This window comes from Thermodesulfomicrobium thermophilum DSM 16697 (assembly GCF_059568695.1).
The window spans coordinates 305,071-325,948 of the sequence record NZ_JCANTW010000012.1; the positions used below are offsets into that span (position 1 = coordinate 305,071).

The 20,878-nt window shown below is 62.0% G+C and carries 26 protein-coding genes; 1 reads left to right on the forward strand and 25 read right to left on the reverse strand.

Annotated elements, in window-relative coordinates; translation table 11 throughout:
* Nucleotides 1–7 precede the first annotated feature (7 nt).
* The 22 genes from BR00_RS05095 to BR00_RS05200 form a co-directional block, all read right to left on the reverse strand.
* Nucleotides 8–271 carry a PAAR domain-containing protein gene (locus tag BR00_RS05095; protein ID WP_011366988.1) on the reverse strand — a complete coding sequence of 88 codons (264 nt, stop codon included), beginning with the start codon at nucleotides 269–271 and terminating at the stop codon, nucleotides 8–10.
* Nucleotides 268–642, reverse strand: a complete 375-nt coding sequence (locus BR00_RS05100; RefSeq protein WP_496476531.1) for a hypothetical protein — start codon at nucleotides 640–642, stop codon at nucleotides 268–270. Before BR00_RS05100 ends, BR00_RS05095 begins: the two co-directional genes overlap by 4 nt.
* A 12-nt stretch (nucleotides 643–654) precedes the next feature.
* Entirely contained in the window at nucleotides 655–1,704 is a 1,050-nt protein-coding gene (locus BR00_RS05105) for a phage baseplate assembly protein V (RefSeq protein WP_496476532.1), read from the reverse strand.
* Complete coding sequence (locus BR00_RS05110) at nucleotides 1,697–2,116, reverse strand: DUF1353 domain-containing protein (protein WP_133039028.1); 420 nt, start codon at nucleotides 2,114–2,116, stop codon at nucleotides 1,697–1,699. Before BR00_RS05110 ends, BR00_RS05105 begins: the two co-directional genes overlap by 8 nt.
* On the reverse strand, nucleotides 2,113–2,487 hold the full coding sequence (locus tag BR00_RS05115; RefSeq protein ID WP_496476533.1) for a YcbK family protein: 375 nt from the start codon (nucleotides 2,485–2,487) through the stop codon (nucleotides 2,113–2,115). Before BR00_RS05115 ends, BR00_RS05110 begins: the two co-directional genes overlap by 4 nt.
* Nucleotides 2,480–3,763: a phage late control D family protein gene (locus BR00_RS05120; RefSeq protein WP_496476534.1), complete on the reverse strand. Its 1,284-nt coding sequence runs from the start codon at nucleotides 3,761–3,763 to the stop codon at nucleotides 2,480–2,482. The genes BR00_RS05115 and BR00_RS05120 overlap by 8 nt, the downstream gene beginning before the upstream one ends.
* 66 nt (nucleotides 3,764–3,829) lie before the next feature.
* On the reverse strand, nucleotides 3,830–4,120 hold the full coding sequence (locus tag BR00_RS05125; protein WP_013219047.1) for a LysM peptidoglycan-binding domain-containing protein: 291 nt from the start codon (nucleotides 4,118–4,120) through the stop codon (nucleotides 3,830–3,832).
* Nucleotides 4,117–4,587: a CIS tube protein gene (locus BR00_RS05130; RefSeq protein ID WP_011366981.1), complete on the reverse strand. Its 471-nt coding sequence runs from the start codon at nucleotides 4,585–4,587 to the stop codon at nucleotides 4,117–4,119. Before BR00_RS05130 ends, BR00_RS05125 begins: the two co-directional genes overlap by 4 nt.
* Before the next feature lie 3 nt (nucleotides 4,588–4,590).
* Complete coding sequence (locus BR00_RS05135; RefSeq protein WP_092193088.1) at nucleotides 4,591–4,902, reverse strand: DUF7768 domain-containing protein; 312 nt, start codon at nucleotides 4,900–4,902, stop codon at nucleotides 4,591–4,593.
* A gap of 8 nt (nucleotides 4,903–4,910) precedes the next feature.
* Nucleotides 4,911–8,546, reverse strand: coding sequence for a phage tail tape measure protein (locus tag BR00_RS05140; RefSeq protein ID WP_496476535.1), 3,636 nt, complete (start codon nucleotides 8,544–8,546; stop codon nucleotides 4,911–4,913).
* Nucleotides 8,547–8,689: 143 nt separating this feature from the next.
* A complete protein-coding gene (locus tag BR00_RS05145; RefSeq protein ID WP_496476536.1) occupies nucleotides 8,690–9,367 on the reverse strand; it encodes a T4 family baseplate hub assembly chaperone in 678 nt (225 codons plus the stop codon).
* A gap of 15 nt (nucleotides 9,368–9,382) precedes the next feature.
* Complete coding sequence (locus BR00_RS05150) at nucleotides 9,383–9,844, reverse strand: phage tail protein (protein ID WP_015721240.1); 462 nt, start codon at nucleotides 9,842–9,844, stop codon at nucleotides 9,383–9,385.
* A 15-nt stretch (nucleotides 9,845–9,859) separates the two neighbouring features.
* The gene (locus tag BR00_RS05155) at nucleotides 9,860–11,389 is read right to left on the reverse strand and encodes a phage tail sheath C-terminal domain-containing protein (protein WP_496476537.1); all 1,530 of its coding nucleotides are present in this window, start codon (nucleotides 11,387–11,389) and stop codon (nucleotides 9,860–9,862) included.
* Between the two features lie 2 nt (nucleotides 11,390–11,391).
* A complete protein-coding gene (locus BR00_RS05160; protein WP_020886729.1) occupies nucleotides 11,392–11,649 on the reverse strand; it encodes a hypothetical protein in 258 nt (85 codons plus the stop codon).
* Nucleotides 11,650–11,661: 12 nt separating this feature from the next.
* Nucleotides 11,662–12,285, reverse strand: a complete 624-nt coding sequence (locus tag BR00_RS05165; protein WP_496476538.1) for a hypothetical protein — start codon at nucleotides 12,283–12,285, stop codon at nucleotides 11,662–11,664.
* Between the two features lie 59 nt (nucleotides 12,286–12,344).
* A complete protein-coding gene (locus BR00_RS05170) occupies nucleotides 12,345–12,830 on the reverse strand; it encodes a phage virion morphogenesis protein (protein ID WP_496476539.1) in 486 nt (161 codons plus the stop codon).
* Nucleotides 12,820–13,179 carry a hypothetical protein gene (locus BR00_RS05175; RefSeq protein ID WP_011700599.1) on the reverse strand — a complete coding sequence of 120 codons (360 nt, stop codon included), beginning with the start codon at nucleotides 13,177–13,179 and terminating at the stop codon, nucleotides 12,820–12,822. Before BR00_RS05175 ends, BR00_RS05170 begins: the two co-directional genes overlap by 11 nt.
* A complete protein-coding gene (locus BR00_RS05180) occupies nucleotides 13,166–13,630 on the reverse strand; it encodes a hypothetical protein (RefSeq protein WP_011700598.1) in 465 nt (154 codons plus the stop codon). The genes BR00_RS05175 and BR00_RS05180 overlap by 14 nt, the downstream gene beginning before the upstream one ends.
* Nucleotides 13,617–13,976, reverse strand: coding sequence for a hypothetical protein (locus BR00_RS05185; protein WP_052881349.1), 360 nt, complete (start codon nucleotides 13,974–13,976; stop codon nucleotides 13,617–13,619). The genes BR00_RS05180 and BR00_RS05185 overlap by 14 nt, the downstream gene beginning before the upstream one ends.
* A gap of 18 nt (nucleotides 13,977–13,994) precedes the next feature.
* Complete coding sequence (locus tag BR00_RS05190) at nucleotides 13,995–14,858, reverse strand: HK97-fold major capsid protein (protein WP_022992997.1); 864 nt, start codon at nucleotides 14,856–14,858, stop codon at nucleotides 13,995–13,997.
* A gap of 18 nt (nucleotides 14,859–14,876) precedes the next feature.
* A complete protein-coding gene (locus tag BR00_RS05195) occupies nucleotides 14,877–15,239 on the reverse strand; it encodes a hypothetical protein (protein ID WP_496476540.1) in 363 nt (120 codons plus the stop codon).
* Between the two features lie 12 nt (nucleotides 15,240–15,251).
* Nucleotides 15,252–17,648: a DNA adenine methylase gene (locus tag BR00_RS05200; protein ID WP_496476541.1), complete on the reverse strand. Its 2,397-nt coding sequence runs from the start codon at nucleotides 17,646–17,648 to the stop codon at nucleotides 15,252–15,254.
* Nucleotides 17,649–17,850: 202 nt separating this feature from the next.
* On the opposite strand from BR00_RS05200, the gene BR00_RS05205 reads away from it, so the two are divergent.
* The gene (locus tag BR00_RS05205) at nucleotides 17,851–18,210 is read left to right on the forward strand and encodes a winged helix-turn-helix domain-containing protein (RefSeq protein ID WP_496476542.1); all 360 of its coding nucleotides are present in this window, start codon (nucleotides 17,851–17,853) and stop codon (nucleotides 18,208–18,210) included.
* 58 nt (nucleotides 18,211–18,268) lie between these two features.
* Here the strand turns inward: BR00_RS05205 and tnpC are convergent, their stop codons facing one another.
* Genes tnpC through tnpA form a run of 3 tightly spaced genes read right to left on the reverse strand, consistent with a single transcriptional unit; the run spans nucleotide 18,269 to nucleotide 20,686 of the window.
* Nucleotides 18,269–19,954 carry an IS66 family transposase gene (gene tnpC / locus BR00_RS05210; RefSeq protein WP_496476543.1) on the reverse strand — a complete coding sequence of 562 codons (1,686 nt, stop codon included), beginning with the start codon at nucleotides 19,952–19,954 and terminating at the stop codon, nucleotides 18,269–18,271.
* Between the two features lie 46 nt (nucleotides 19,955–20,000).
* Nucleotides 20,001–20,369, reverse strand: coding sequence for an IS66 family insertion sequence element accessory protein TnpB (gene tnpB, locus BR00_RS05215; protein WP_354467147.1), 369 nt, complete (start codon nucleotides 20,367–20,369; stop codon nucleotides 20,001–20,003).
* On the reverse strand, nucleotides 20,369–20,686 hold the full coding sequence (gene tnpA, locus BR00_RS05220) for an IS66 family insertion sequence element accessory protein TnpA (RefSeq protein WP_496476544.1): 318 nt from the start codon (nucleotides 20,684–20,686) through the stop codon (nucleotides 20,369–20,371). Before tnpA ends, tnpB begins: the two co-directional genes overlap by 1 nt.
* Nucleotides 20,687–20,878 lie beyond the last annotated feature (192 nt).

The window sequence follows — 20,878 nt, forward strand, 5'->3', positions numbered from 1 at the left end:
TCCCCCCTCAATTGTCGATGGTGTCGGGACTGCCGGTAACGATGATGGCTCCGCAGGCGGTGATGTCGCCGATGCGGGCGTTGGGCAATCCTTCGGTGATGGTGTCGAAGCTGCCGGTCACGATGGGCGTCACGCCATGCCCCGGGATGGGACAGACGTGCAAGTCCCCCATGCGGGCCACGGGCATGCCGTTGTCCAGCGTCCGGCTTGCTCCGGTGATGATGACGCCGCCGTGACTACTGATGTCGCCGAGTCGCGCCTGGGAGCTCATGGGCTCACCTTCAGCAACAGATGGATCAGAAAGCCGACGAGTCCACCGATGGTGCTGCCGATGGTCAACACCAGGCCGACGATCTTCCACATGGTCTCGGTCCCCATCTTGGAGCCGACCCGGGCGTGCAGCCGGTCGATCTCCTCGGCGTGACGGTGCAGATCGGAATAGATCGAGCGGACCAGTACCTCGACGTTTTCCTTGTCCGATTTCTTCTCGATTTCACGTTCGATCTTCTCGAGTCGGTCCTGGATTTCCCGGCGGTGGTTTTCGAGGATGCTGCGGAATTCCTCCCGCCAATGATCGAAAGTCCGGGCCAGCAATTCCTCGCTGGCCGAGAGTCCGGAGGGCGTTGTTGTTCTTTCTCCCATGCGATGCTTCCTTCAGGTATTGATCAAGACAGTGTTCGTCGAGCGAATGATGATGTTTCCGGCCACCCCATCCATAAACACGAGGCTGCCGGACTTGTCGGTGGCGCTGATGCTCTCCTGGCCTGGCGCGGCGTTCATGCGCACCACCTGACCGGCCTTGTCGGTGAGGCGGATCTGTTCGGCGGCGGCGGTGGAATCGACGAGGATTTCCTGGGTACCGTTGAGTCCCCAGATGTGAACCTTCTCCCGACCCTTGGTGGTATCGACGAGGATCTTCTGCCAGCGGGAGCGGCCCTTGTCGCACGAAAGGATGTGAACCTTCTCCTTGTCCTGCCAGGCTTCGAGGATCACCTGCTGGCGGCAGAGGTCGGTGAGCTGAATGCGGGCGCGGGAGCCGACGATCTGCGAGGCGATGTCGAGCTGGTCACCTTTCTCGGCGTCCTTCGTGCCACGCCGCAGGGCGTTGCCGCTCTGCATTTCCGGCTTCACCTTCCCTTCCATGGTGAGGATCTGACCGGCGCGGTCGATGATCCGCAGCAGCTCGTCGCCGTCGCGGTCATCGGCCAGAATGGTGTGTCCGGTTTCGGTCTTGAGCAGAACCTTCAGTCGCGGGCAGTAATACGGCGGATGGCCGTGGTACTTCTTGTGTTCGAGATCGTCGTGCCGGTTGGCCTGATGCTCGACCTTGTCCTCACAGTCATGACAGAAGGCATTCGCGCAGGTGCGCTTGGATTCCTCGGGTTGCTCGCCGGGATTGCTCCTGGCCAGCCACACCCCGGTCCAGATCGGATACTGGACGACGCCGCCCTCGAACTCGGCCCAGACCGAGGCCCCTTCCTCGGGGACCAGGAACATGCCGGTGTCGTCGTTGCCGCCGTAGGGGAAACAGGGCGCGGCCCATTCGGACCAGTTCTCCCGCCCGCTGCCGAGCACGGCGGGGATTTCCAGGCGGACCCGGCCAAGGCGTTCGGGATCGTTGTTGTCGCGCACGAAGGCCCGGTACTTGCCGTACCAGCGGTTGCGGTAGCGCTCCTCGGATTGACGGTCGCGGGTTTCAAGCATGCTCCGCCTCCCGTTTTCGACTGGCGTCCCAGGCCAGCCAACCGCCCAGGCGAACCGCCCAATACATGACCTGCCTTTTCCACAGGGGCACGCCCAGGGCCGCCATCAATTCGAGAAAGAGGCGGTCGGCAGCAAGCCGCGAGACCTTACCGGTGTGGTAGAGATAGTCGTGAACGACGGCCGCCGGGGAATATCGTCCCCAGGGCGGCACCACGCGCCAGAACAGGCGCGGCACCGAGGCGAAGTCGGTCTCGAACCCTGCGGGCACTTCGATGATGCGGCCAGCGCCGGTGCGGACACGGAACGGCTGGGTCAACCTCGCGGTCATTCCATTGGGCAGGATCTCCACCCGAAGCGGTCCGGAGAGACCCAGCGCGGTGCCGGAAAACAGGGTCTTGGTTTGGGCGCTCATGACCGCCACCTCGCCTTGCCCGACTGGCGCACGTCGAGATGGACCCAGGAGGCGTAGACCCCGATGCCGCCCTCGCGGAAAAGAGGGATCTCCTCGGCGATGACCGCCAGTGCGTCAGGCGAAACGCCAGCGGGACAGCTCACGTCGGCCGCCATGCCCAGCGTGTGGAAACTCTGCTCCGCGCCGCCCACCGCCTTGTTGTGCCGGTTGCAGCGAAAGCCGCTGGTGATGGACAGCGGTTTGCCGATGCGGTCGCGCAGTGTCTGCAAGGCGTCGACCAGGTCGGGATGGACCGCAGCCGAATGGCCGCAGCAGTTTTTGCCCTTGCAGGCGAATTCCGAACGGTTGAAATTTTTGCTGAGATCACCCATTGCCGCCTCCTTGTGTGACCGCGCCGGAATCCGCGTCGATGGTCACCATGGCTGGTGGCTCGTTTTGCGGCGTGGGCGGGGCCTCCCTGTCGTTGGGTTTGCCCTGGGACTCGGCGGACTTGTCGCCCGCGCCCTTGCCGAGGGCGTTCTTCTTGAGTTTGAGTTCGCAGAGATAGCCAGCGCCGCTGATGCTGTGGCGCACCGAGTGGCAGTAGTAGATGCCGGAAAACTTCCGGCCCACGCCCTTGATCTCGACGTTCTTCTTGGCGCGTAGCTGGGGAATGCCGATGGTTGCCGCATCCGCCTCGACCTGGCGCAGCTCGGCCTCGCGGAACTTGCCTTCGGCGCTGTCCTGGGCGGGCTCCTGGCGCGGCTCTTCGTGAAAGCCTTCGGAACGGTCGAAGCTGGGCACGATCTGCCCCGTCTCCTGTTCCTTGAAGCTGCCTTCGCCGGTGTTGCCGTCGACCAGATAAGTCTGCTTACCCAGGGCCGTCCGCTCGGGCGTACTGGCGTTGTTGGCCTTGTGCTCGACCACGTCCTTCTTGCGCGGGTCGACGCCGACCGTCTTGGTCTCGACACCCGCGCCCTTGGCTCCCTGGGATTGGGTGCTGGGGCGGAACGAGCGCAGCAGGCCCTTGGTGTCGGTGAAATATTCGAGGGTCAGAAGCGGCGTCTGGTCGAGCTCGCGGGGATGGAAATGGAGTTCGTCGTCCTGGATGTAGAAGACATAGCCACTCACGCCGTCGCCATCGCGGTCGCGAGCCTTTTCCGCCAGCTCCTTGAGGAACTGGGCATCCGAGATGTTGCTCTGGGTGACGCGGAGATGGGTTCCCTTGGTGGCCGTGACCACCGGGGTGAGGCCGTTGGCGGCAGCGACTTGTTCGGCGATTTCCGAATAGAGGATGCCGGGAGCGGGTTTCTGCCAGACCTTCTGGTTTTCCTTTCCGGCCAGCTTGAAGCCTTTGTCATAGGCTTTGATCCGGATGGTCGGATCGCCGTTTTCCGGAAAATCGTAATCGATGTCCTTGATGACCGCCTTCTTGCGCGGGGAGAGGTTTCCCACGTAGCCGAAGCGGGCCACGATCTCGTTGCCTTCCTGGAACAGCGGATCGTCGACGAACTGCAGGTTGCGGTCGGTCACCGACAGTTCGAGGACATCCAACTCCTCCTCGTTGTCGGTGAAAACGAACGAGGTGATCTCCTGGGTGATGTCCTTCGAGAGGTCTTGCCCCTCGATCTGAATCAGAAATGTCGGTTTGAAGGTATCCAGATCCATGCGTCTCTCCGGCGGTTCGCAGTTCCCTGCTTACTTACCGGAAGGCATGGCGAGGTGTCGGACGCTTCAGTCGAGCAGGCGCATTTGGACGTGTTCGCGGGAGGGAATACGCAGCGCCAGACCCGGCTCGAGCGCCAACGGGAAAAAGAGGTCGTTGTAGTCGCAGATGATCCACCAGAGCCTGGCGTCACCCAGATAGCGGTGCGCGAGCAGATCCAGGCGGTCGCCCTCGACCACGGTGTGTAGGCGGTCGTCGTGTCTGGGGGTGGTGTCGATGCGCTGGCGCATGCCGAGGGAGGTACCGTCGCTGTCCCGGTAGAGAAGGCAGCGGGCGTATCGGGAATTGCGGCCGATCATGAGCGCACCTCCGACCAGTTGATGGAACGGTCCACATATTCCTCGAGGACGATGTCCACCTCGGCCCGTTGCGGCAGCAGGTTGTCCCGGTCGAACAGGCCGAAGAAACGCGCCTTCACCTGCCGGACGATGCAGGTCACGCCGGGGTAGAGATCGCCGAAAATGAGCAGTACGCGGTGCGGTGCGTTCTTGAGCATGGTTCCGGCGTGCTCCGGATATTGCAGCGAGCGGAGCCAGTCGACCTTCTGTTTGACCGGCCCCTTGAACAGCTCGACCTTGAAGGCAATCCGGCGCGGTTCCCCGGCGACGTACTGGTAGCGCGGGTGGCTCATGCCGGGGATCTTGATCGTCGCGTAGTCGGTCGACTTCTCGTCGCTGATGGAGTTGGGGTTGTACTGGAATTCGAGCCGCTCCCCCGTGTCGGCGTCCACCAGATATCCCTTGATGGGCTGTTGATCCCAGGCCATTGCTTACACCTCGGCGATCTCGAGGATCGGCTTGCCCAGTTGTCCGGCCCGGTCGAGTTCCTGCCGCATGCCGCTGGAAATGCCGTTGCCGGTGAACGCCCACACCTCGTCGCAACATTCCATGTAGGCCAGACCGCAGGCGATGCCAGTCTCCCGCTGCTCGGGGACGCTGTCATCGGTGAATGTTGGATACAACAGGTGCGGCGCGAACGGCGCGTGACCGTTTCTCATGACCCGTCGGCAAAGCGCCTCTGCGACCTTCACGTTTCGGGCTATGTCACCCGCGAACGGGCTGCAGACAAAGATGCGTTTCATCGGTCCTCTCAAAGTGTTTCGTAGTTTCTGATCTTCCGCTCCCGAAGATCCTTGTAGACGGCCTCGGCCACCTTCCGGCCATCGATGTTGGTGGTCACGCTCAGTTCCACCGGGCGGTCGGCCAGACCATCGAGGCGCGAGAGCAGCGATTCCAGAAGCTCGCGCAGACCCGGACCGGCGTCCTCTCCCCGCAGGGGTGTCGCGGGAGCGGTGCGGGCCGGAGTAATCAACCGTTCGGAAGGCACCGTCTCGGCGAGTCCGGATTGCAGGGGCTTCGCTATCGGAGTCGGAGCGGCCGTTATGGGCCGCTCGATCCCGGCCGGAGCCAGAGAGGCGTCTCCCTTTTCCAGTGCCGGTTCCACCGCGAACGGCTGGATATAGCTCTTACTTACCGGCTCGACGGCCGCCGCGACGGTCTGCACGGTACCGTTCATCGGTTGCGGAGGCGGTGCGGCCGTGGCCATGACCGGCTGGAGCATCAGCATGGCGCTCAGGGCCTTGGGCACCAGGCGCTCGTCCAGACGCGGCACGAGACTGAGCACGCTTTCGATGATGCGTTGCCCAATCGATTCGGCGGGCGGCGCAGCTCCGAGCGGTTGCTTCTGCTCGGCCACCTGCGGAATCGGGGTCTGGACTCCCAGCATGGCGCGAGCGGAGGACAGTAAACCGTTGGCAATCCCGGCGCTGCGATCCTTGATCGCCTGAATGCCCGCGCTCGCGCCGCTGGAAAGCCTTTGCCAGAGGGATTGCCCTTCGGTACCGGTACTGGCAAAGATTCGGCCCACAGCCCCGGGGACGGCCGACAGCGTGGCAACGATCCGGTCACGGACAGTGACGGCTCCCGTGGCCAGCGCGTCCCAGGTATTGACCTGGGGCTGCTTGATCGCCAGCTCAGGTGTGTCGCCAAACAGTGATTGTTTGAGACCGCCGAAGATGGCACCGGCCTTGGCCGCGACGGATTGAGCCCCGGAGGTCAGACCGTCCCAGAGTTTTCCGGCCATCCGGAAAGGAGCCGAGGCGGCGTCCATGAGGTTTCCGCCTGCCGTTTTGATCTGCTGCCAGGCTCCCGCAGCGGCCGAGAGAATCCCGCGAGCGGCGAAGCCGAACACTTTCGCGGGCAGCGTCTGGGTAAGGCTCATGCCGTCGGCGAGGGTCTTGAGCAGCGCGGAGCCGGAGGCGGTCAGGCTGGCGAGCGGTCCCTCGCGGGCGTCGGAAAACGGCAGCAGATTGCGCAGCTTGCCCAAGGCGTTCTTGAGCATGGTGAAGGGATAGGTCACCGCCGACCAGATCCCTTCACCCAGGGTGATCAGTAGCTTCTTGCCCGCCTCGAAAAAGGTGGTGTCCCCGGCGAAGAAGGAGCGCACGGTGGCAAACAGATCCCGCAGGGTGCTGATGATCGGCAGATTCAAAATCGCCTGGCCGATCTGCCCGGCGGCGTCGGCCACCAGGCGTCCGATGGAGGTGAAGATGCCGGAAATGAAATTCCAGACACCGACCACCACATCCCGCGTCCATCGGAACGGGGTGGCAAGAAAATCGTAGACAGCGCCGCCGATGGCCTTGAGACCGTCCAGCAGGGAGATGTCGCCGGTCAGCACCTGCCAGACGGAATAGACGATCTTCCCGGCGGCCATGAAGGCCTCGCCGATCATGCGCACGGGTAGCAGGAACTTGTAGATGAACTTGGCCGCTCCGACCAGGGACCCGACGATGATCTTGCCGACCCAGACCACGCTGCGCACCACCACCGCCAGGGCTCGGACGATGAGCGACAGGTTCCAGGCCACGATCTTCAGCGCGAATGCCAGCCCCTGCAGAAGCACACCGGCGACGGTGCCGATAACCGTGCCGAAGGTGCGCCAGGACGACCCGTCGGTGGCGCTGGCGGCCACGCCGAAGATCTCCACCACCGAAAAGACCGCGCTGGCCAGCGCCGCATAGGCGCTCATCAGGGTGCGGACGGTCGGTTCGAGGATGGCGCGGATGCGGCCAAAGGCATGGGAAAACGCGCCCCACAATCCGGCCAAGGCTTCGCGAACGCGATAATAGGCTTTGAAGACGGTGACCACGAAGCCCAGCAGTCCGGCGGATTCGAGCTTATGGGCCAGTTCGGCCGACATCTGCCCGCCGCCGCCGCTGAGCGAGCCCACCAGCTCCCTGATCCCCCGGAAGACCAGCGAGACCTTGTTCCAGGCCCCGGTGATGACATCCTGGATGCCGCCGAAGTTGGTTTCCCAGGCGCGTTTGAGCAGATACACCGAGAGGATCACGCCAGCGATAATCGCGGTGACGGGCAGAAAATAGGTCGCGACCGCCGAACCCACTCCGGCGAGCGCGGCGCTGATGGCCACGAATCCGGCCTTGATGGCGGGCAGCATGAGTCCCACCATGCCTACGGCGGCGGTGACGGCTCCGGCCACGACCAGAATGGTGCCGAGGGCCATGGACAGCCCCAGGATCACCCGGGTCACACCCGGCATCGATTTGGCCATGCGTTGCAGAAACAGAATGAAGCGGGAGACACCGTTGATCACCGGCGTCACCACCGGCAACAAGGTGCGACCCAGAATTTCGCTGAAGTTGGCCACCTGCTGGCGTAGGAGCAGGAACCGGGCTCCGATGTCCTGGTTCATGGCGTCGGCCATCTGTTCGGTGACCACCGTGCCGGTCTTCATGGCCCGGCCCACCGACTGGATATTGCCTTCGAGGCTCTCCATACCCGCCGACATCTGCAGCAGGAACTTGACCGCCTCGTCGGAGCCGAAGGCCTTCTTCAGCTTCACCTGGGCGGCGGCGTTGGAGAGATCGGGGAACTGGCGCTTGATCTCCTGCAGGATGGGAACCACGCCCTTGAGACGGCCGCTGGTGTCGGTGAAGGACAGGCCAAGCTCGTCACCGGCCTCGGCCGCCTTCATGATGAACGCCTTGTACAGCGTGCCCGCCTCGGAGCCGGGCATGGTGGTCTGGAGCTGGCCGAGCACGGCGAGTTGCTCGTTCAAGGGAATGTTGCTCGCGGCCGCCACCGCGCCGATGTTCTTGATGGCGTCGGCCATCTGTGTGCCGTTGGTCTTGAACGAGGCCACGGTCTGCGCCATGGCTCCGGAAAAGGCGGTCGCCCATTCCATGTCGTTCATGTCGGCCATGATGGGCTTGAAGATCCCGTAGGCCGTGGTGAAGGTGCCGACCATCTCCTGGGTGGTGGCCTTGGTCGCCTTGGCGGTCATGGCGGCCATGGAGGTGAAGACGCCCACCGCCTCGTCGCTGAGGTTGGACAGGGCCGATTTCACATCGTAGGTGGCGGTGATGAACGCGGCCTTGTCAGCACCGGACCACTGGTTGGTGAAGGATTCTGCGGCGTCCTCGATGGCCCGGAGGTCCTGCACGCCGAGGGACGCCAGCTCGCCCAGAGCCTTCTGGGTCGCGGCGGTGGAGGCGACCAGGGCGGCGGGCACTGCCATCAGGGCCAGTCCCGCCCCCAGCATCATGGTGCCTTGCTGGATGCGGTCCAGGTTGCGGGTCATCCGCTCGCTGGCATCCGCCACGGTGGAATCGAGGTCCATCATGGAGCCACGGATGCGCTGCGCGTTCTGCGAAAACGCATCCTTCATCGATACCACTATGCCCAGTCCGAGATCGCCGTTCATCTATCGCCGTTCCGTTTGCTCACGTTCAAAATCAAGCTGCCGCTCGAGGGCCTCGACGAACTGACGCCGGACCCTGAGCGGCAGCGAGCGGGTTTCCGACCAGCCCCAATGCAGTCCGCCGTAAGCGAGAAAGAATGCGTCGCTTACAAGCGAACTCCTGGGAACAAAAAAGCCGGTTCTGCCTCCAGACGGGTGCGGATCTTGGTGCCGCAGCCATCGCATTCGGTTTCGACCGAGGTGTCGATTCCCGCGTCGACCCGCGACATTTCCTGCCGCAGCGCGTTGCGGTCGCGCATCGACATTTCCGCCAGGCTCTTCTTGGAGGGAGCCTTGCCGTCGATGTCGAGGATGCGGATGAGCATGGCCGAGGAGATGTTGGGCTCGCGCAGGCTGGCCAGGCGTTTTTCCTTGTGGCCGTCGAGATATCCGAAGCGGACGGCTTTCTTCGAGCCGGGCAGCTTGAAGGCGAACTCGCGCTCCTCGCCGTAGGGGGTGACCTTGAGATCCTCGAGATTGATGGTCACGAAGTTGGTCATGCGGCAGGCGCTGTTCGGGCAGCTCAGCTCCAGTTCCACCTCGTCGCCGAGGGAAATCTGGCGCAGGCGGACCAAGGCGAACAGCCGGTCACCCGAGAGCAGGTTCATCACCTCGGAAAGATCGGGGGCGGTCTTCTCGCCCAGCCGGACGAAACAGTTGCGGAGCACCTGGTTGATCGCCTCTCCGGAGCGGATCAGGCGCTGGTTGGTGAGCAGTTCTTCCTCGGCCCCGGTCATTTCCCGGAGCTCGAGTTCAGTGCCGCTTGGCAGTTCAAAGCTGTACATGGTCGATCCTCCGGTTTAGGTCCAGTATTGGAAGCAGATGGTGAGCTTCTCGATGGTGTTCTCGGTGTTGCCGCCCTCGAGCTCGTCGTATTCGAGCGCCTTCACCCAGGCCCCGTGCAGGGTCCAGCGGCGGGTCTCGTTGCCGGTGCGGTCGTAGCGGACAACGTCGATGTCGCGCATGTAGTCGGCCGGAAGGCCGCCGGTGACGGCGTTCACGTCCACCTGTTTCTTGATCCATTCGCGGGCCGCCTCGTCGGAGCCGTCCTGCAGGGTGCCTTTCTCGAGGGTGATGTCCTCGAACTTGACCCGGCCTGCCACCTTCTGGTCGAACATCGAACCGGCCGGGGCAAAGGCCACTTCCTCGAATTCGGTTTTGGGCTCCTGTCCCTTATGGAACAGGGCCACGTCGAAGCCGTTTACCTCGATGGCGAACTGCCAGTTCTGGTAAAGGCTCTTGGGCATGTTTCCGCTTCTCATAGCCGTGTTCTCCCGTTAGATGATTTCTTTGAAGTCCGCGCCGGTGCTGGTCAGGATGAAGTTCAATTCGATGAACTCCGCCGTCTTGGTCGGCTTGACGAACACGCGGGCCACCATTTCGTTGCGGTCGATGACCGCCGGGGTATTGGTCTCCTCGTCGCACTGGAATGCGAAGTCGTAGAGGCCACCCTTGTCCTTGATGTCCTGCAGGAAGGGGTTGATCAGGCGGCCGAGGGCACGCCAGGTCTGGGGATGGTTCGGCTCGAACACCACGAAGCGGGAGGATTCCGAGATGGCTTCCTCCATGTACATCATCAGGCGGCGGACGTTGATGCGGTCCACGGCCGATGGCTGGCTCTGCAGTGTCTTCTGGCCCCAGATGTTGATGCCGGTGTCGGGGAACACGGCGATGACGTTGACCCCTTCCGGATAGAGCACATCGCGCTCGCCACGGCTGGTCTTGTAGGCCAGGGAGAGCGTGTTGAAGATGCGGCCACGGTCGATACCGGCGGGCGCGTTCCAGACGTTGGTCTTCTGGTCGCTGCGGGCGATGCATCCAGCCACCGCGCCGCAGGGCGGCACCAGCTTCTTGCGCGAGTTGACCGGATCGCTGATCTCCAGCCAGGGGTAGTAGAGCGCCGCGTAGGAGGAGTTGAAGGCCGCGTGGCTGTACATCCCTTGTCCCTTGCGGAAGTCGACCGCTTCGAGCGGCTCCAGATGCATGGGCGTGTCGGCGATGAACAGCAGGTCCTTACGCCCCTCGGCATAGGCGATTCCGGCGTTGATCACCGGCACCGTGGTGACGCCGGGGACCATCAGCAGGTTCAGGGCGTCGATCTCGTCAAAGCCATAGAGGCCGGTATGCTGCGAGGGATCGCCGATGAAGTCCGCATCGGCCAGATTGGTCAGCCCATTGTCGCCGCTGCTGAGCGTGAACACGCCCAATGCCGGACGGTCGCCGGGAGTCCCCGTTGCTGCGGCCAGATCTTGGACCAGGATGAAATCCGAGCGGTCGTTGATCGCCAGCTCCACATGGTTCGGTAGCGTCTCGTCCATGCTCAGATCCTTGAATACCTCGACCACATCGCCTTTGTGCCGGACCACCAGGTTGAAATGGTTGGCCGGGTCAAGGGAGCCGTCCTCGATGGAGACGGAGAGCCGGTCGCCCCAGACGCCTTCGTTCACGGCCTCGATCCGCAGGGCGTCGGCGGGCGTCGCCTCCCGGTTCTGCAGGACGATGGAAGACTTGAGCGCCGTCAGCGTGTCCCGGTCGGTGGGATCGGTGAGATGGGCGATACGGGTGACATAGAGGACCGAGCCGCCGTTGTCGAAAAACGCCCGGGCGGCGTAGGCCAGATAGCTCTCGTTGCTATAGGAGCCGAAACGGTTGATGAACTGCTCCCAGCTCGTCACCAGCACGGGCTTGTTGATCGGGCCTTTTTCGGCCACCCCGACCATGGCGGCCGACGAGGTCGAGATCTGCTTCACATAGAAACTGAAGTCCGTTTCCCGGGTGTAAATCCCGGGGGATAGATAGGTCGGCATGGTTATTTCCTCCGCTTGCTGGTGGTCTTGGCCTCATCGGTTCCGGCGTCCTCGGTCGCCGTGGGCTTTTCAGGCTCCGGTTCCGCGCCGCCGGTCAGGTCGGTGATGCGTACCAGCCCGCGTTTTCCGGCGGTCTTGATCTCGGCGGAGAGGTCCTTGCGGGCGATGCTCTTGCGCTCTCGCGGCCCGAGGTGGAGGGTTCCCTGGCCGGAGAGGTTGAACGTCAGGGGTTGGAACTGCAGGTTTCTGATCTCGATCACGGTTGTTCTCCTTTACGGTTGAATGGTTCGTTGCTCTGTCACGTCGCCGTGACCAAACGGCAGGACAGCCGTTTGGCACGACCGAAGGTCGCCCCGAAGGGGTGGAGCACAGGGATGTGCGACATGAAACTGGAAGGTCCGGTCCCGGATCAGCCGACCGTCGCGCAGGTCGCCGTCGTACACCGGGCAGGATTCGATACGGATGCGTCCGGAGCTTTGCCGGAGGTTGGAGAGGTTCACACGGGCCAGACCGCCCAGAGGAACCAGTTCGGTGAGGTTCAGGCTGCCCTGGTCTGCGATGGCGATCTCCGGGTGAAGCTGGAGAAACCGCGACACCGATTCGTGAAAACCGAGCAGTTCGGACTCCCGGTCCACGGTCACCACCAGGTCGAAATCGAGGTGATAGAGCCGGGGAAACCGGCACTCCTCGAAACTCAGCTCCGCGACATTCTTCTCGAACAGGCGGCTCTGGCTGCGGCGGAAGCGGTCTTCCGCCAGCTTCGGCCCCTGGAGGATGACGCTGGGGGTGCGCTGGACCTCGAACAGGTCATCCGGGAACACCAGCACGGTGTCCGGGTGGATGGCCTGCTTGGCCAGGCGGATCAGGGTTTCTGTGACGGTCTGTATCGTGCTCAAGGGACGCCTCCGTTTTCTGCCTGGTTACTTACCGGAAGCGCTGGCGATGTGTCGGAGGCTCAAAGCGCGGAGCGGATCGCCTCGCGATAGTTCTGGAGGATCTGCTCGCGGTACTTCTCCATCACCGGATGCAGAAAGGGTCTGGCGGGGATGACGATGGTCGCGCCGTTTGGATGTTTGATGGTGGCTCCGTACTCCATGACGGCACCGATGTTCACCATGTCTTCACCGTCCTTGTTGACGGTGCCGCGCAGCAGGCCGACGAACGCCTTGTCGGCCATGATCTTCTGGGTGATGGCGTTGACGAGAAAGCCGGTGTCGATGAGCGCCTTGCTTGATCCTTTGCGCAGGGTGGTGCTTTCGGCGAGTTTCACGAAGGCCTGTCCGCCCGGGGCCTGGGAGCGAATCCCCCGCTGGATCTCGCGCACCAGAAAAAGGGCGTTGCGGATCGTGGTCTGACGCAGGGCCGTGGCCAGGCGCGGCCCCATGCCGGTGGTCAGCTTGGCGCGGGCCTTGTCCCAGTCACCGGTTCGCCTAACGCCCATTGAGCTTCACCAGTTGCAGGTTCTTATGGGTGACGGTGCCGAAGAAGTGTTCTTCTTCCACACTCTGTATGCGATAGGTTTCCCTGTCTGCGGCCAGGCGGTCTTCACCCTGGACATCGGCATCCGGAAGGACGCAGGCGAGCGCGTCGATCTTGCCGCTCAGCTCCTCCGGCGGGGTTTCGTTCAGTTCGAGGGGGATGACAGAGACTTCCGCGTATTCGGCATCGTCGGTGCCGTAGAGCCGCTCGCCGGGAACCACGCGCAGAATGCGTGCGGTCTGGCCGGAGGAGAGGATCAGCCGGGCGACGTCGGCCACGGCTTCGGCGCGTTCCCGGTCATTCAACAACATCGAGATCGATCCCTTGTTCGTAGATGACCGGCATAAGGCCGCTCGGGGTCAGGATGTAGGCTTCCTGGTCGAGCTGGGTGGCCGGACGCAACTCGGTGAGCCGCTGGCGGTAGTCGGCGAGCAGATCGGCTTCGAGCTTGGCCCAGTGGCCGGGCTGGCCGGTTTTGTCCACCCGCTTGTCGCCGCTGGAAAAGGAGAAGGCGTTGGCGGTGGCCGAACGCATGACCTGGCAGGCGTGGATCTGCGCCATGATCACCAGGAGCTCGCGGACCTCGCCGGTGGGATCGGGGGTAATCTCTCCGGCCGTGATCGTCAGCGATTGGTCGAGGTCACGGCCGACCCGGAAAACGGCTTTCCGGACGCATCTCTCCAGGGTCTGATCCTCGAAGAGAGATGCGCCCGGATCGGACAGGTCGAGCCGCAGGTCGGCGATCAGGTCACTCAGCAGCACCTTGCAGGCCCTCCAGACGGCTCTTGAGCGCGTCGATCACCGTGCGGCGTTTCTCGGTGTCCATGTAGCCTTTGAGGGTTTCCGGATTGGCTTCCTCGTTGACCTTGGAGATGGCATCGGTGGCGGAGAGTTTGCTCAGGTCCACCGGTTCCGCGTCCTGGTCGGGCTCTGGAGGGGCGAGCGGTTCCTGCTTCGGTTTGTCGGCCATGGCCAGGCGGCCGTTCTTGAGCGCCGCCTGGATCTGCTTGGTGAGGCGTTCCACCTCGACCACCTGGCCGGGCTTGAGTTTCAGCCCGGCGTCGGGGATCACCAGAACGCCGGGACGGATGTTCTTGATTCGATTCATCTCACGTCACCTCCCGGATTACGGAACCAGTTTGACCTTGGCCATGATGTCGGGGCGGGTAATGCCCTGACCGATCTCGGACCACACCAGCCAGCCGGTCTTGAAGCGAGTCTTCTGATCGATGGACTCCGTCTTCAGGTTTTCGCGCACAGGCATCTTCCCGACCTCTTCATCCGGGACGATGATGATCTCGTCCAGCGGCATGGAGGCGGTCAACAGAATGCCGCCGGTGCCGTAGTTCTTGATGACACCCTTCTGGCGCAGCTCGAGCTTGGTCTGGGGATCGAGGTTCCAGCCGCGCATGTCGTTGAAACGGCGGCCGCGCATGACGATGTACTTCACCGACAGCTCCAGGTCCTCGATGATCGAGATGGCCTCGTTCAGTGCATCCTCGGTGAGCAGGTCGCCGGTGACCTCGATGGTGTTGGCCGCCGGGATGGCCGAGGAGAGCACCGAGATGGTGCGGCGGTCCATCTCCTTGCGGATGGCGTCGGCGGCGCTGGTCTGGATGTCCATCAGCGTGCCGATGTTGCCGTTCTTGAGAACGGAAACGTCCACCATCGGGTTGGAGTGGATGCGGTTGGTGGGGAACTCGACCTCGTCCTTGCCCACCTCCTGTTCCTGGGCGTCGCCGTCCTTGCTGATCCAGTGGGCCTTGACGGTCGGTTTCTTCTGGTAGACCGGACGTTCGCCCTTGGGCAACGTGTGCTTGGTGAGCAGCAGCGAGGAGATCTCCTTGCGCTTGATCTCCTGTTCGATGGGCGCGGCGATGGCGGCGGCAAGCGCCCGCATGCCTTCGGGCGACTCGAGAGCCTCGCTCATGAGCCGCGCCATGGTTTCCATGTATTCCTGGGAATGGATCTTCAACTGATTGGTTTTCATGTGCGTTGGCTCCTTGGGTTAGACGAGCAGGCGAAATTTGAGGACGCCGCTCTGTACGGAAATGGCGTGGGCGACGACGTGCTCTCCGGCCGCGACGCCGTTGGTCAGGCGACCGCTCGCCGAAACTTTCAGGTCGTCTCCGGCGACGACGGTCCCTTCGAAGGCGTTGGTCTCGTAAACGCCGCCGTCGCAGTAGATGCCGGGCATTTCGCCACCGGCGTAATCCTTGATCAGGATGCCGAAGGAGCGTTTGGTGGGATCGGTGTTGACGGCGAACAGGTCGTCGCCGACCACGCGGACCACCTGGCCGAGCTGGCCGTCGCCCTGGATGTGGCCGTCGCCATAGGCGAGGCTGCGGTGACACGGATTGATGAATGACATGGTGTTTCCTCCTTATGCGTTGATTTGCGAGTGTTCGGGAGAGTCCTCGCCGACACGGTTGCGGTAAGCGGCCATGAACCCGTCGCGCAGACGGTCCTCGAGCGACACCTTGCGGTCGTCCACATCGTGGGGCCGGACACCGGCGTCGCTGCGCAGCGGGGTTTCCGTCGATGCCTTGGCGGCGGGCTTGCCGCCCTGGTCGCTGTCAGCGGGTTTCTCTTCCTTGTCCTTGTCCGCCTTGGCCGACCTGGGCAGGCGCTCGTAAGCGGCCTCGGTGGCGGCGAAGGCTTCGTCGGACAGTTCGGCCAGGCGTTTCAGCTCGGCTTCCCGGTCCTCATCGGACGCAAAGGAGAGCCCCTGCTTCTCCAGCCGGGTGAGCAGTTTCTTGGCGCGGGAGCGGCAAGCGGCCGCCTTTTGTTCGGCTTCCAGTTCCTGGACGCGCTTCTGCAGCTCGGCCACCTGGGCCTTGAGCTGCCGGTTTTCCTTTTCCAGGTCGGAAACGCGGGCAGGATCGCCTTCCTGCTGGGCCGGTTTCTTCTTGGCCGCTTCGACGGCCGGGTCATCGGTAGGTTTGGTTTTGTCTTCCATCGTGGAATCTCCTTCGGGTTGGGATTGGTCGGGCTGGCTCTGAAGGGACGCCACCTGCAGAATCCTGGCGTTTTCGTCCGCGCCTTTGCGGTCGAGCAGTCCCAGTCCGGTGAAAGTGACGCCGTGCAGAATCTCGAAAACGGGTTGGCCGCCCACATCACGGCCCTTGAATTTGCGCAGGTGGGTGCAGTAGTCGGCCTTGTTCTGGAAGCGCTTGTGGCAGACCGAGCATTCACCCTCCTGGTAGTCGCATTCCATGGAGACCTGGGAGATGATCCCGCGCTTCATCAGCTTGTAGGCCAGCCGGGCGGCCGGGGTGTCGTGGACGTACAGCTCGCCGACGCATTCCACGCGGCCGCCGTTGTCGTCCTCCAGGTAGTCGGCGGCGACGATGCCGCCCACGATGTCGTTGAACTCCTGCGAATGCTGCAGATCGACCTTCTTGTTCACCGCCGTCATGTGCCGACCGGACAACTCCTCGGCGGTGAAGTGGTCGCCGTTCTTGTTGGTCCCGGTGCGGCAGAGCACGAAGCTGAACTGGGGGTCGCCCGCCGAGCCGACATCCATGGCCTCGGTCGCGAGGCGTTCGCCTTCGCCCAGCCGGATATCCACGGGGATGCTGGTGTGGAAGTTCGCGGCGGCGGCCATCGGAACGGGTTTTTCCTCCCGCTCGGCGCTGGCCTTGGCCCCGGGAGCGCAGACGAACAGACGCTCCTTGGCGTTGGAAGCCTCACCGTGCTTGGAGGTGATGGCGTAATGGTGATCCTTGGACTTCATCCGGCTCTGCTTGCCGAAGGAGCCGATGATCCGTTTCATCTCCTGCTCGTTGGGATAGGCGTGATCGCGGTAGGAAATCAGCCAGTGCGGGATGTGCTTTGCATTACCGAGAAAGGTCTGGAAGAACTCGTTGGCGTTGGCCTTGGTGACGGTCTTGTGGTCGGTCTCGTAATACTTGACCTTGGTGTCGGTCTTGATTTCGAGCCCTTCCCAATAGGTCATGAGCCCCTCCACGAAGTGGTAGGCCCGCTCGTAGTTGGTGGTCGAAAACTCGGTGGCGTAGGGCGGATCGAAGTAGGCCAGATCCGCCTTGGCTTTCGGCAGCAGTTCGTTGATGTCCTGCCGGTATGCCTTGTTTTCCTTGTCGTTGTCGAAGATCAGGGCGTTGATGCGCTGCAGGTTCTTGCGCAAGCGATCCTTGAACTCGTCGGGAGTGTCCTGGCGGCGGCCATAATCGGTGGACGACGAGAAGTGGCCAAAGCCACCCTTGCCGCTCATGCAGGTCTTGCCGAGGCCGAACAGGGCGATGTCTTTCTTGAAGCCGGAGAGCTTGTCGCAGTTGGCGCGGATGGTGTCGATCAGCGCATGGACGCCCTTGGCGAAGAAGATGCCCTTGAAGTTGTCCTGAACGAAGCTGCCCGCCTTGGCGTTGTCGGCCAGGAGCGCCTCGATCTCGTCCTCGCTCAGGCGAACCGAGTTGTTCTCGATGATCGCCTTGGCGGCGTGGTGGCAGTAGCGGAGCCGGTCGTTGGCGATGACCTGGAGGCCCTTGGTCTTGTACATGTAGGCCACGACCGCAGACCCCGAAAAGGCATCCAGCACGGTGCCAGTGCCCTCCGGGGTATGCTTCCAGATCCAGTCGACGAGCTTCTGCTTACTGCCGATGTAGTTGGTGATGTACTTGGGGCGCTTCTCGGGAGGGAGCTCTTCAGGAGCGGACTGTTCGGCGGCCTCGGACCCGAGCGTGTCGGGATCGAGAGTCAGCGCCGCATCGGCCTCCAGTAGAAACGCCAGCCTTTCCAGGTCTGTGGCGAACAGTTCCATCAACGTCTCCGGTCAGTTTGCTGTGCTCTCCGCGACCTGCGGGGAGCGTTCAGCGGTTACTTACCGGAAGCGTCGGCGATGTGTCGGAGGGTGACGGCGAATTTCAGCGGGCGGGATTCAGCCGGATATTTTTCATTGAAAATCAATTTCGTCCTCGCTATATTGGCGAAAACATAACGATCCTTAAACCAGCCCTAAATCCATGTCGAAACCATATCGCGTAAGAGGAAGAATCTGGATAGAAGGCTCCGAGGGCACTTTTCTCGGTTATGGTCGGGTCGTCCTGCTGGAACGTATCCGTGATTACGGCTCGATCAGCGCGGCGGCCCGGTCAATGGAAATGTCCTATCGCCATGCCTGGAAACTGGTGGATTCGATGAACCGGCAAAGCGACACACCGGTCGTCGAGAAAACCACGGGAGGAAAAGGCGGCGGTGGAGCGGTCCTGACCGAAGCGGGGGTACAGGCCATCGAAATGTTCTGGGCGGTGTATAGAGAATTCAAAACTTTTTTAGCCGAGCGTCCTCTTTCTGCAGAATCTGATGCCAGACAAGACGGGTGAAGGGAGCTTGTCCGGCTGGCACTGATTCGTAAACGCCGTTAAAACGACCCACTTGCCCTTAACGGTACTGCGCCACTTTTTTTGAAGTTCGCTCCAACTCAACATTCCAGGGCAGCAGTCGCTCCAGCTTTTCCAGTGTGTCGGCGTTGGCGATGCGCTCCAGTACATGCCGGATATAGGCCGAGGGTTCCAGGTCGTTGGCTTTGGCCGTTTCGATCAGGGAGTAACAGGTAGCACTGGCGTGAGCGCCCTGCGGGGTATCCGCGAACAACCAGGCCTTGCGACCCACGGCGAACGGACGGATGGCATTCTCGGCCAGCACGTTGCTGATGTGCAGGTCACCCCGCTCACAGTAGCCGATCAGGGTGGACCACTGGTTCAGGGTATATTCCATCGCCTTGCGGGTGAGTCCACCCTTCATTACACGCCCCACGTTAGCGTCCAGCCAGGCCTTGAACGCTTCCAGTCGAGGCAGGCTCGATGCCTGACGGATCTGATAGCGTTCGGCCACGCTCAGGTCCTTGATCTGACGTTCGATGGCATACAGTTTGTTGATATGACTGAGTGCCACATCCGCTTTGGACAGCTTGGCCTGTTTGCCTTTACCCGCCGGCTTGGCCGCTTTGGTCGCTTCGATGAACTTGCGGCGAGCGTGATCCCAGCAGCCGATGCGGGTCAGCTCATTGGCTGAACAGATCTGCGCATAACCGGAGTAACCATCGGCCTGCAGGACACCCTTGAAGTCATCGAGCAGGCGTACGGGTACCGCTCCACTTCGGGAGGGATCATAGGCGAACAGGACTGAGGGTTGGCCCGGTGGTCCGCCCCGGGTCACCCACATCCATTTATCGGATTGGGCGGCCTTGCCATCCTCTTTGAGTACCTGGATCCGGGTTTCATCGGCTTGCAGGTAGGCCGCGCTGTTCTGTGCTTCCCGCATCAGGTGGATCAGCGGCTTGAACACCTCATCCAGACGGATGATCCAGTGCGCCATGCTGGTGCGGCTCAGCTCGTGGCCCAGACGCTTGAACATCTGCTCTTGCCGATACAACGGCAGACCATCGGCATATTTGGAGGTGATCAGGTAGGCCAGCAGGGCCGGGGTGGCGATGCATTTACCCAGCGGGTGTGTCGGGCGCGCCGCAGCGACGATACGCTCATCACCGTCCTGCTCGAACACCGCTTTTTCCTGCCAGTATTCCAGTACTTTGAGCTGGGCGGGGATATATTCCAGTTCTTCCTTCACCTTGGTGAAGAAGGTTTTGACGGACCCGGCCTTCTCTTCATCACTCAGCAGCAGCTCGATACGCTCACGCTGCAGGTGATCGGAGAAGCCGCGCTGACGGCGTTTGGGCGCAGACGTGGCAGCAGGAGTATCGTCTTCAGCAACTTCAATATCGTCCGGGAGCTGATCCCGCAGCTGATCGATCTCGGCTTCCAGTTCGGACTCATCGAACAGGTGGATCTGGTGGGCCGTTTTCTCACTGCTGGCCGCGAACCGCTGGATGCGCTGCAAGCGCAGCATCTCTTCCAGCAACAGGATGTACTGCTCGCGCTGCTGGAGTTGCCGGTCACGCTCTTTGACGGCCTGATCCCGCTGCTCAAGCACCTGGTTTTGCCGCTCAAGCACAGCCTCTTTCGAGGCGAGTTGCTGCTGCAGCCCAGCCACCATCGACAACAAGTCAGCGGTCGATAAACCGCTGATATCAGGCGTCTTTGAGGTGGTTTTGGGCTGTGTTTTCATGGGCAAAATTATATCAAAAACAGCCAGTTGAAGCACCCAAAACCGGCTATCCAACGGCCTCATAATGCAAGGTTTTATGGCCTTGCAGCAGGCTGATGTCATAACCATCGAGCAACCAGTTGATCTGTTCGCCGGTCAACGGCATGAGCTCATCAGCCGGGCTGGGCCACTTGAATTTCTCTTCGGCCAGCGCCTTGTAGTAGAGGATAAAACCGTTGTCTTCCCACATCAGGCACTTGATCTTGTTACGCTGCCGGTTGGTGAAGGCATACAGGGCACCGGTAAAGGGGCTATGTCCCAGCTCCTGCTCAACCAGCACCGCCAGACCATTGGCCTGCTTGCGAAAATCAATGGGCTCACGGTACAGATAGATCTCCGGCATTGACCGAGAGGGACGAAGATACCGTGGCTTCATCAAAGCTGCCTCAGGATCGCACCGAGCAGATCGACATTACCGGCATGCAGACCGGTAATGGCCATGCCACCGGGAAGCCTCAGGGTCAGATCATCCGATAGCGGTGAAGCGGCCACTTGGGTAACGCGAGCAAAGCCGGATGTAGGTACACGCTCGGTAGCGGCCGCATCATCAGTGCTTTCGAATTTTCGGCGCCAATAGACAAACTGGTGATAGGACAGTGATTGCTGTTTGCAGAAAGCAGCGCCGGACAGCCCGGTATCGCGCCAGTGTTCAATGTGCTGTTGCCAGTAGTGTGTGCGCTCGGTTGAGTTCATGGTGGATTCCTCGCGTAGGTGACGATGGAATCAGTGTGCGGCGGTCAGTGGTTGGAAAAAAGGTGCTGATTTAAGGGCGCTTACACTGATTCTGCTACGTATTGTGAATGGCAGGGTTGCTTTTGTGGAAAATTGCCAGGATGTGCCTTTTGTTCAGGCAAGAAAGAACATTTTTGCATTTTCTGTCCTACA

What these genes read in the sequence shown, in the direction of transcription:
- BR00_RS05145 (WP_496476536.1), bottom strand. Translation starts at nt 9,367, where the DNA reads ATGTACAGCTTTGAACTGCCAAGCGGCACTGAACTCGAGCTCCGGGAA.
- BR00_RS05170 (WP_496476539.1), bottom strand. Translation starts at nt 12,830, where the DNA reads ATGGGCGTTAGGCGAACCGGTGACTGGGACAAGGCCCGCGCCAAGCTG.
- BR00_RS05190 (WP_022992997.1), bottom strand. Translation starts at nt 14,858, where the DNA reads ATGAAAACCAATCAGTTGAAGATCCATTCCCAGGAATACATGGAAACC.
- tnpB (WP_354467147.1), bottom strand. Translation starts at nt 20,369, where the DNA reads ATGAAGCCACGGTATCTTCGTCCCTCTCGGTCAATGCCGGAGATCTAT.
- BR00_RS05205 (WP_496476542.1), top strand. Translation starts at nt 17,851, where the DNA reads ATGTCGAAACCATATCGCGTAAGAGGAAGAATCTGGATAGAAGGCTCC.
- BR00_RS05155 (WP_496476537.1), bottom strand. Translation starts at nt 11,389, where the DNA reads ATGCCGACCTATCTATCCCCCGGGATTTACACCCGGGAAACGGACTTC.
- BR00_RS05100 (WP_496476531.1), bottom strand. Translation starts at nt 642, where the DNA reads ATGGGAGAAAGAACAACAACGCCCTCCGGACTCTCGGCCAGCGAGGAA.
- tnpC (WP_496476543.1), bottom strand. Translation starts at nt 19,954, where the DNA reads ATGAAAACACAGCCCAAAACCACCTCAAAGACGCCTGATATCAGCGGT.
- BR00_RS05175 (WP_011700599.1), bottom strand. Translation starts at nt 13,179, where the DNA reads ATGTTGTTGAATGACCGGGAACGCGCCGAAGCCGTGGCCGACGTCGCC.
- BR00_RS05185 (WP_052881349.1), bottom strand. Translation starts at nt 13,976, where the DNA reads ATGAATCGAATCAAGAACATCCGTCCCGGCGTTCTGGTGATCCCCGAC.
- BR00_RS05120 (WP_496476534.1), bottom strand. Translation starts at nt 3,763, where the DNA reads ATGGATCTGGATACCTTCAAACCGACATTTCTGATTCAGATCGAGGGG.
- BR00_RS05200 (WP_496476541.1), bottom strand. Translation starts at nt 17,648, where the DNA reads ATGGAACTGTTCGCCACAGACCTGGAAAGGCTGGCGTTTCTACTGGAG.
- BR00_RS05135 (WP_092193088.1), bottom strand. Translation starts at nt 4,902, where the DNA reads ATGAAACGCATCTTTGTCTGCAGCCCGTTCGCGGGTGACATAGCCCGA.
- BR00_RS05105 (WP_496476532.1), bottom strand. Translation starts at nt 1,704, where the DNA reads ATGCTTGAAACCCGCGACCGTCAATCCGAGGAGCGCTACCGCAACCGC.
- BR00_RS05125 (WP_013219047.1), bottom strand. Translation starts at nt 4,120, where the DNA reads ATGATCGGCCGCAATTCCCGATACGCCCGCTGCCTTCTCTACCGGGAC.
- BR00_RS05150 (WP_015721240.1), bottom strand. Translation starts at nt 9,844, where the DNA reads ATGAGAAGCGGAAACATGCCCAAGAGCCTTTACCAGAACTGGCAGTTC.
- BR00_RS05095 (WP_011366988.1), bottom strand. Translation starts at nt 271, where the DNA reads ATGAGCTCCCAGGCGCGACTCGGCGACATCAGTAGTCACGGCGGCGTC.
- BR00_RS05140 (WP_496476535.1), bottom strand. Translation starts at nt 8,546, where the DNA reads ATGAACGGCGATCTCGGACTGGGCATAGTGGTATCGATGAAGGATGCG.
- BR00_RS05130 (WP_011366981.1), bottom strand. Translation starts at nt 4,587, where the DNA reads ATGGCCTGGGATCAACAGCCCATCAAGGGATATCTGGTGGACGCCGAC.
- BR00_RS05110 (WP_133039028.1), bottom strand. Translation starts at nt 2,116, where the DNA reads ATGAGCGCCCAAACCAAGACCCTGTTTTCCGGCACCGCGCTGGGTCTC.
- BR00_RS05115 (WP_496476533.1), bottom strand. Translation starts at nt 2,487, where the DNA reads ATGGGTGATCTCAGCAAAAATTTCAACCGTTCGGAATTCGCCTGCAAG.
- tnpA (WP_496476544.1), bottom strand. Translation starts at nt 20,686, where the DNA reads ATGAACTCAACCGAGCGCACACACTACTGGCAACAGCACATTGAACAC.
- BR00_RS05195 (WP_496476540.1), bottom strand. Translation starts at nt 15,239, where the DNA reads ATGTCATTCATCAATCCGTGTCACCGCAGCCTCGCCTATGGCGACGGC.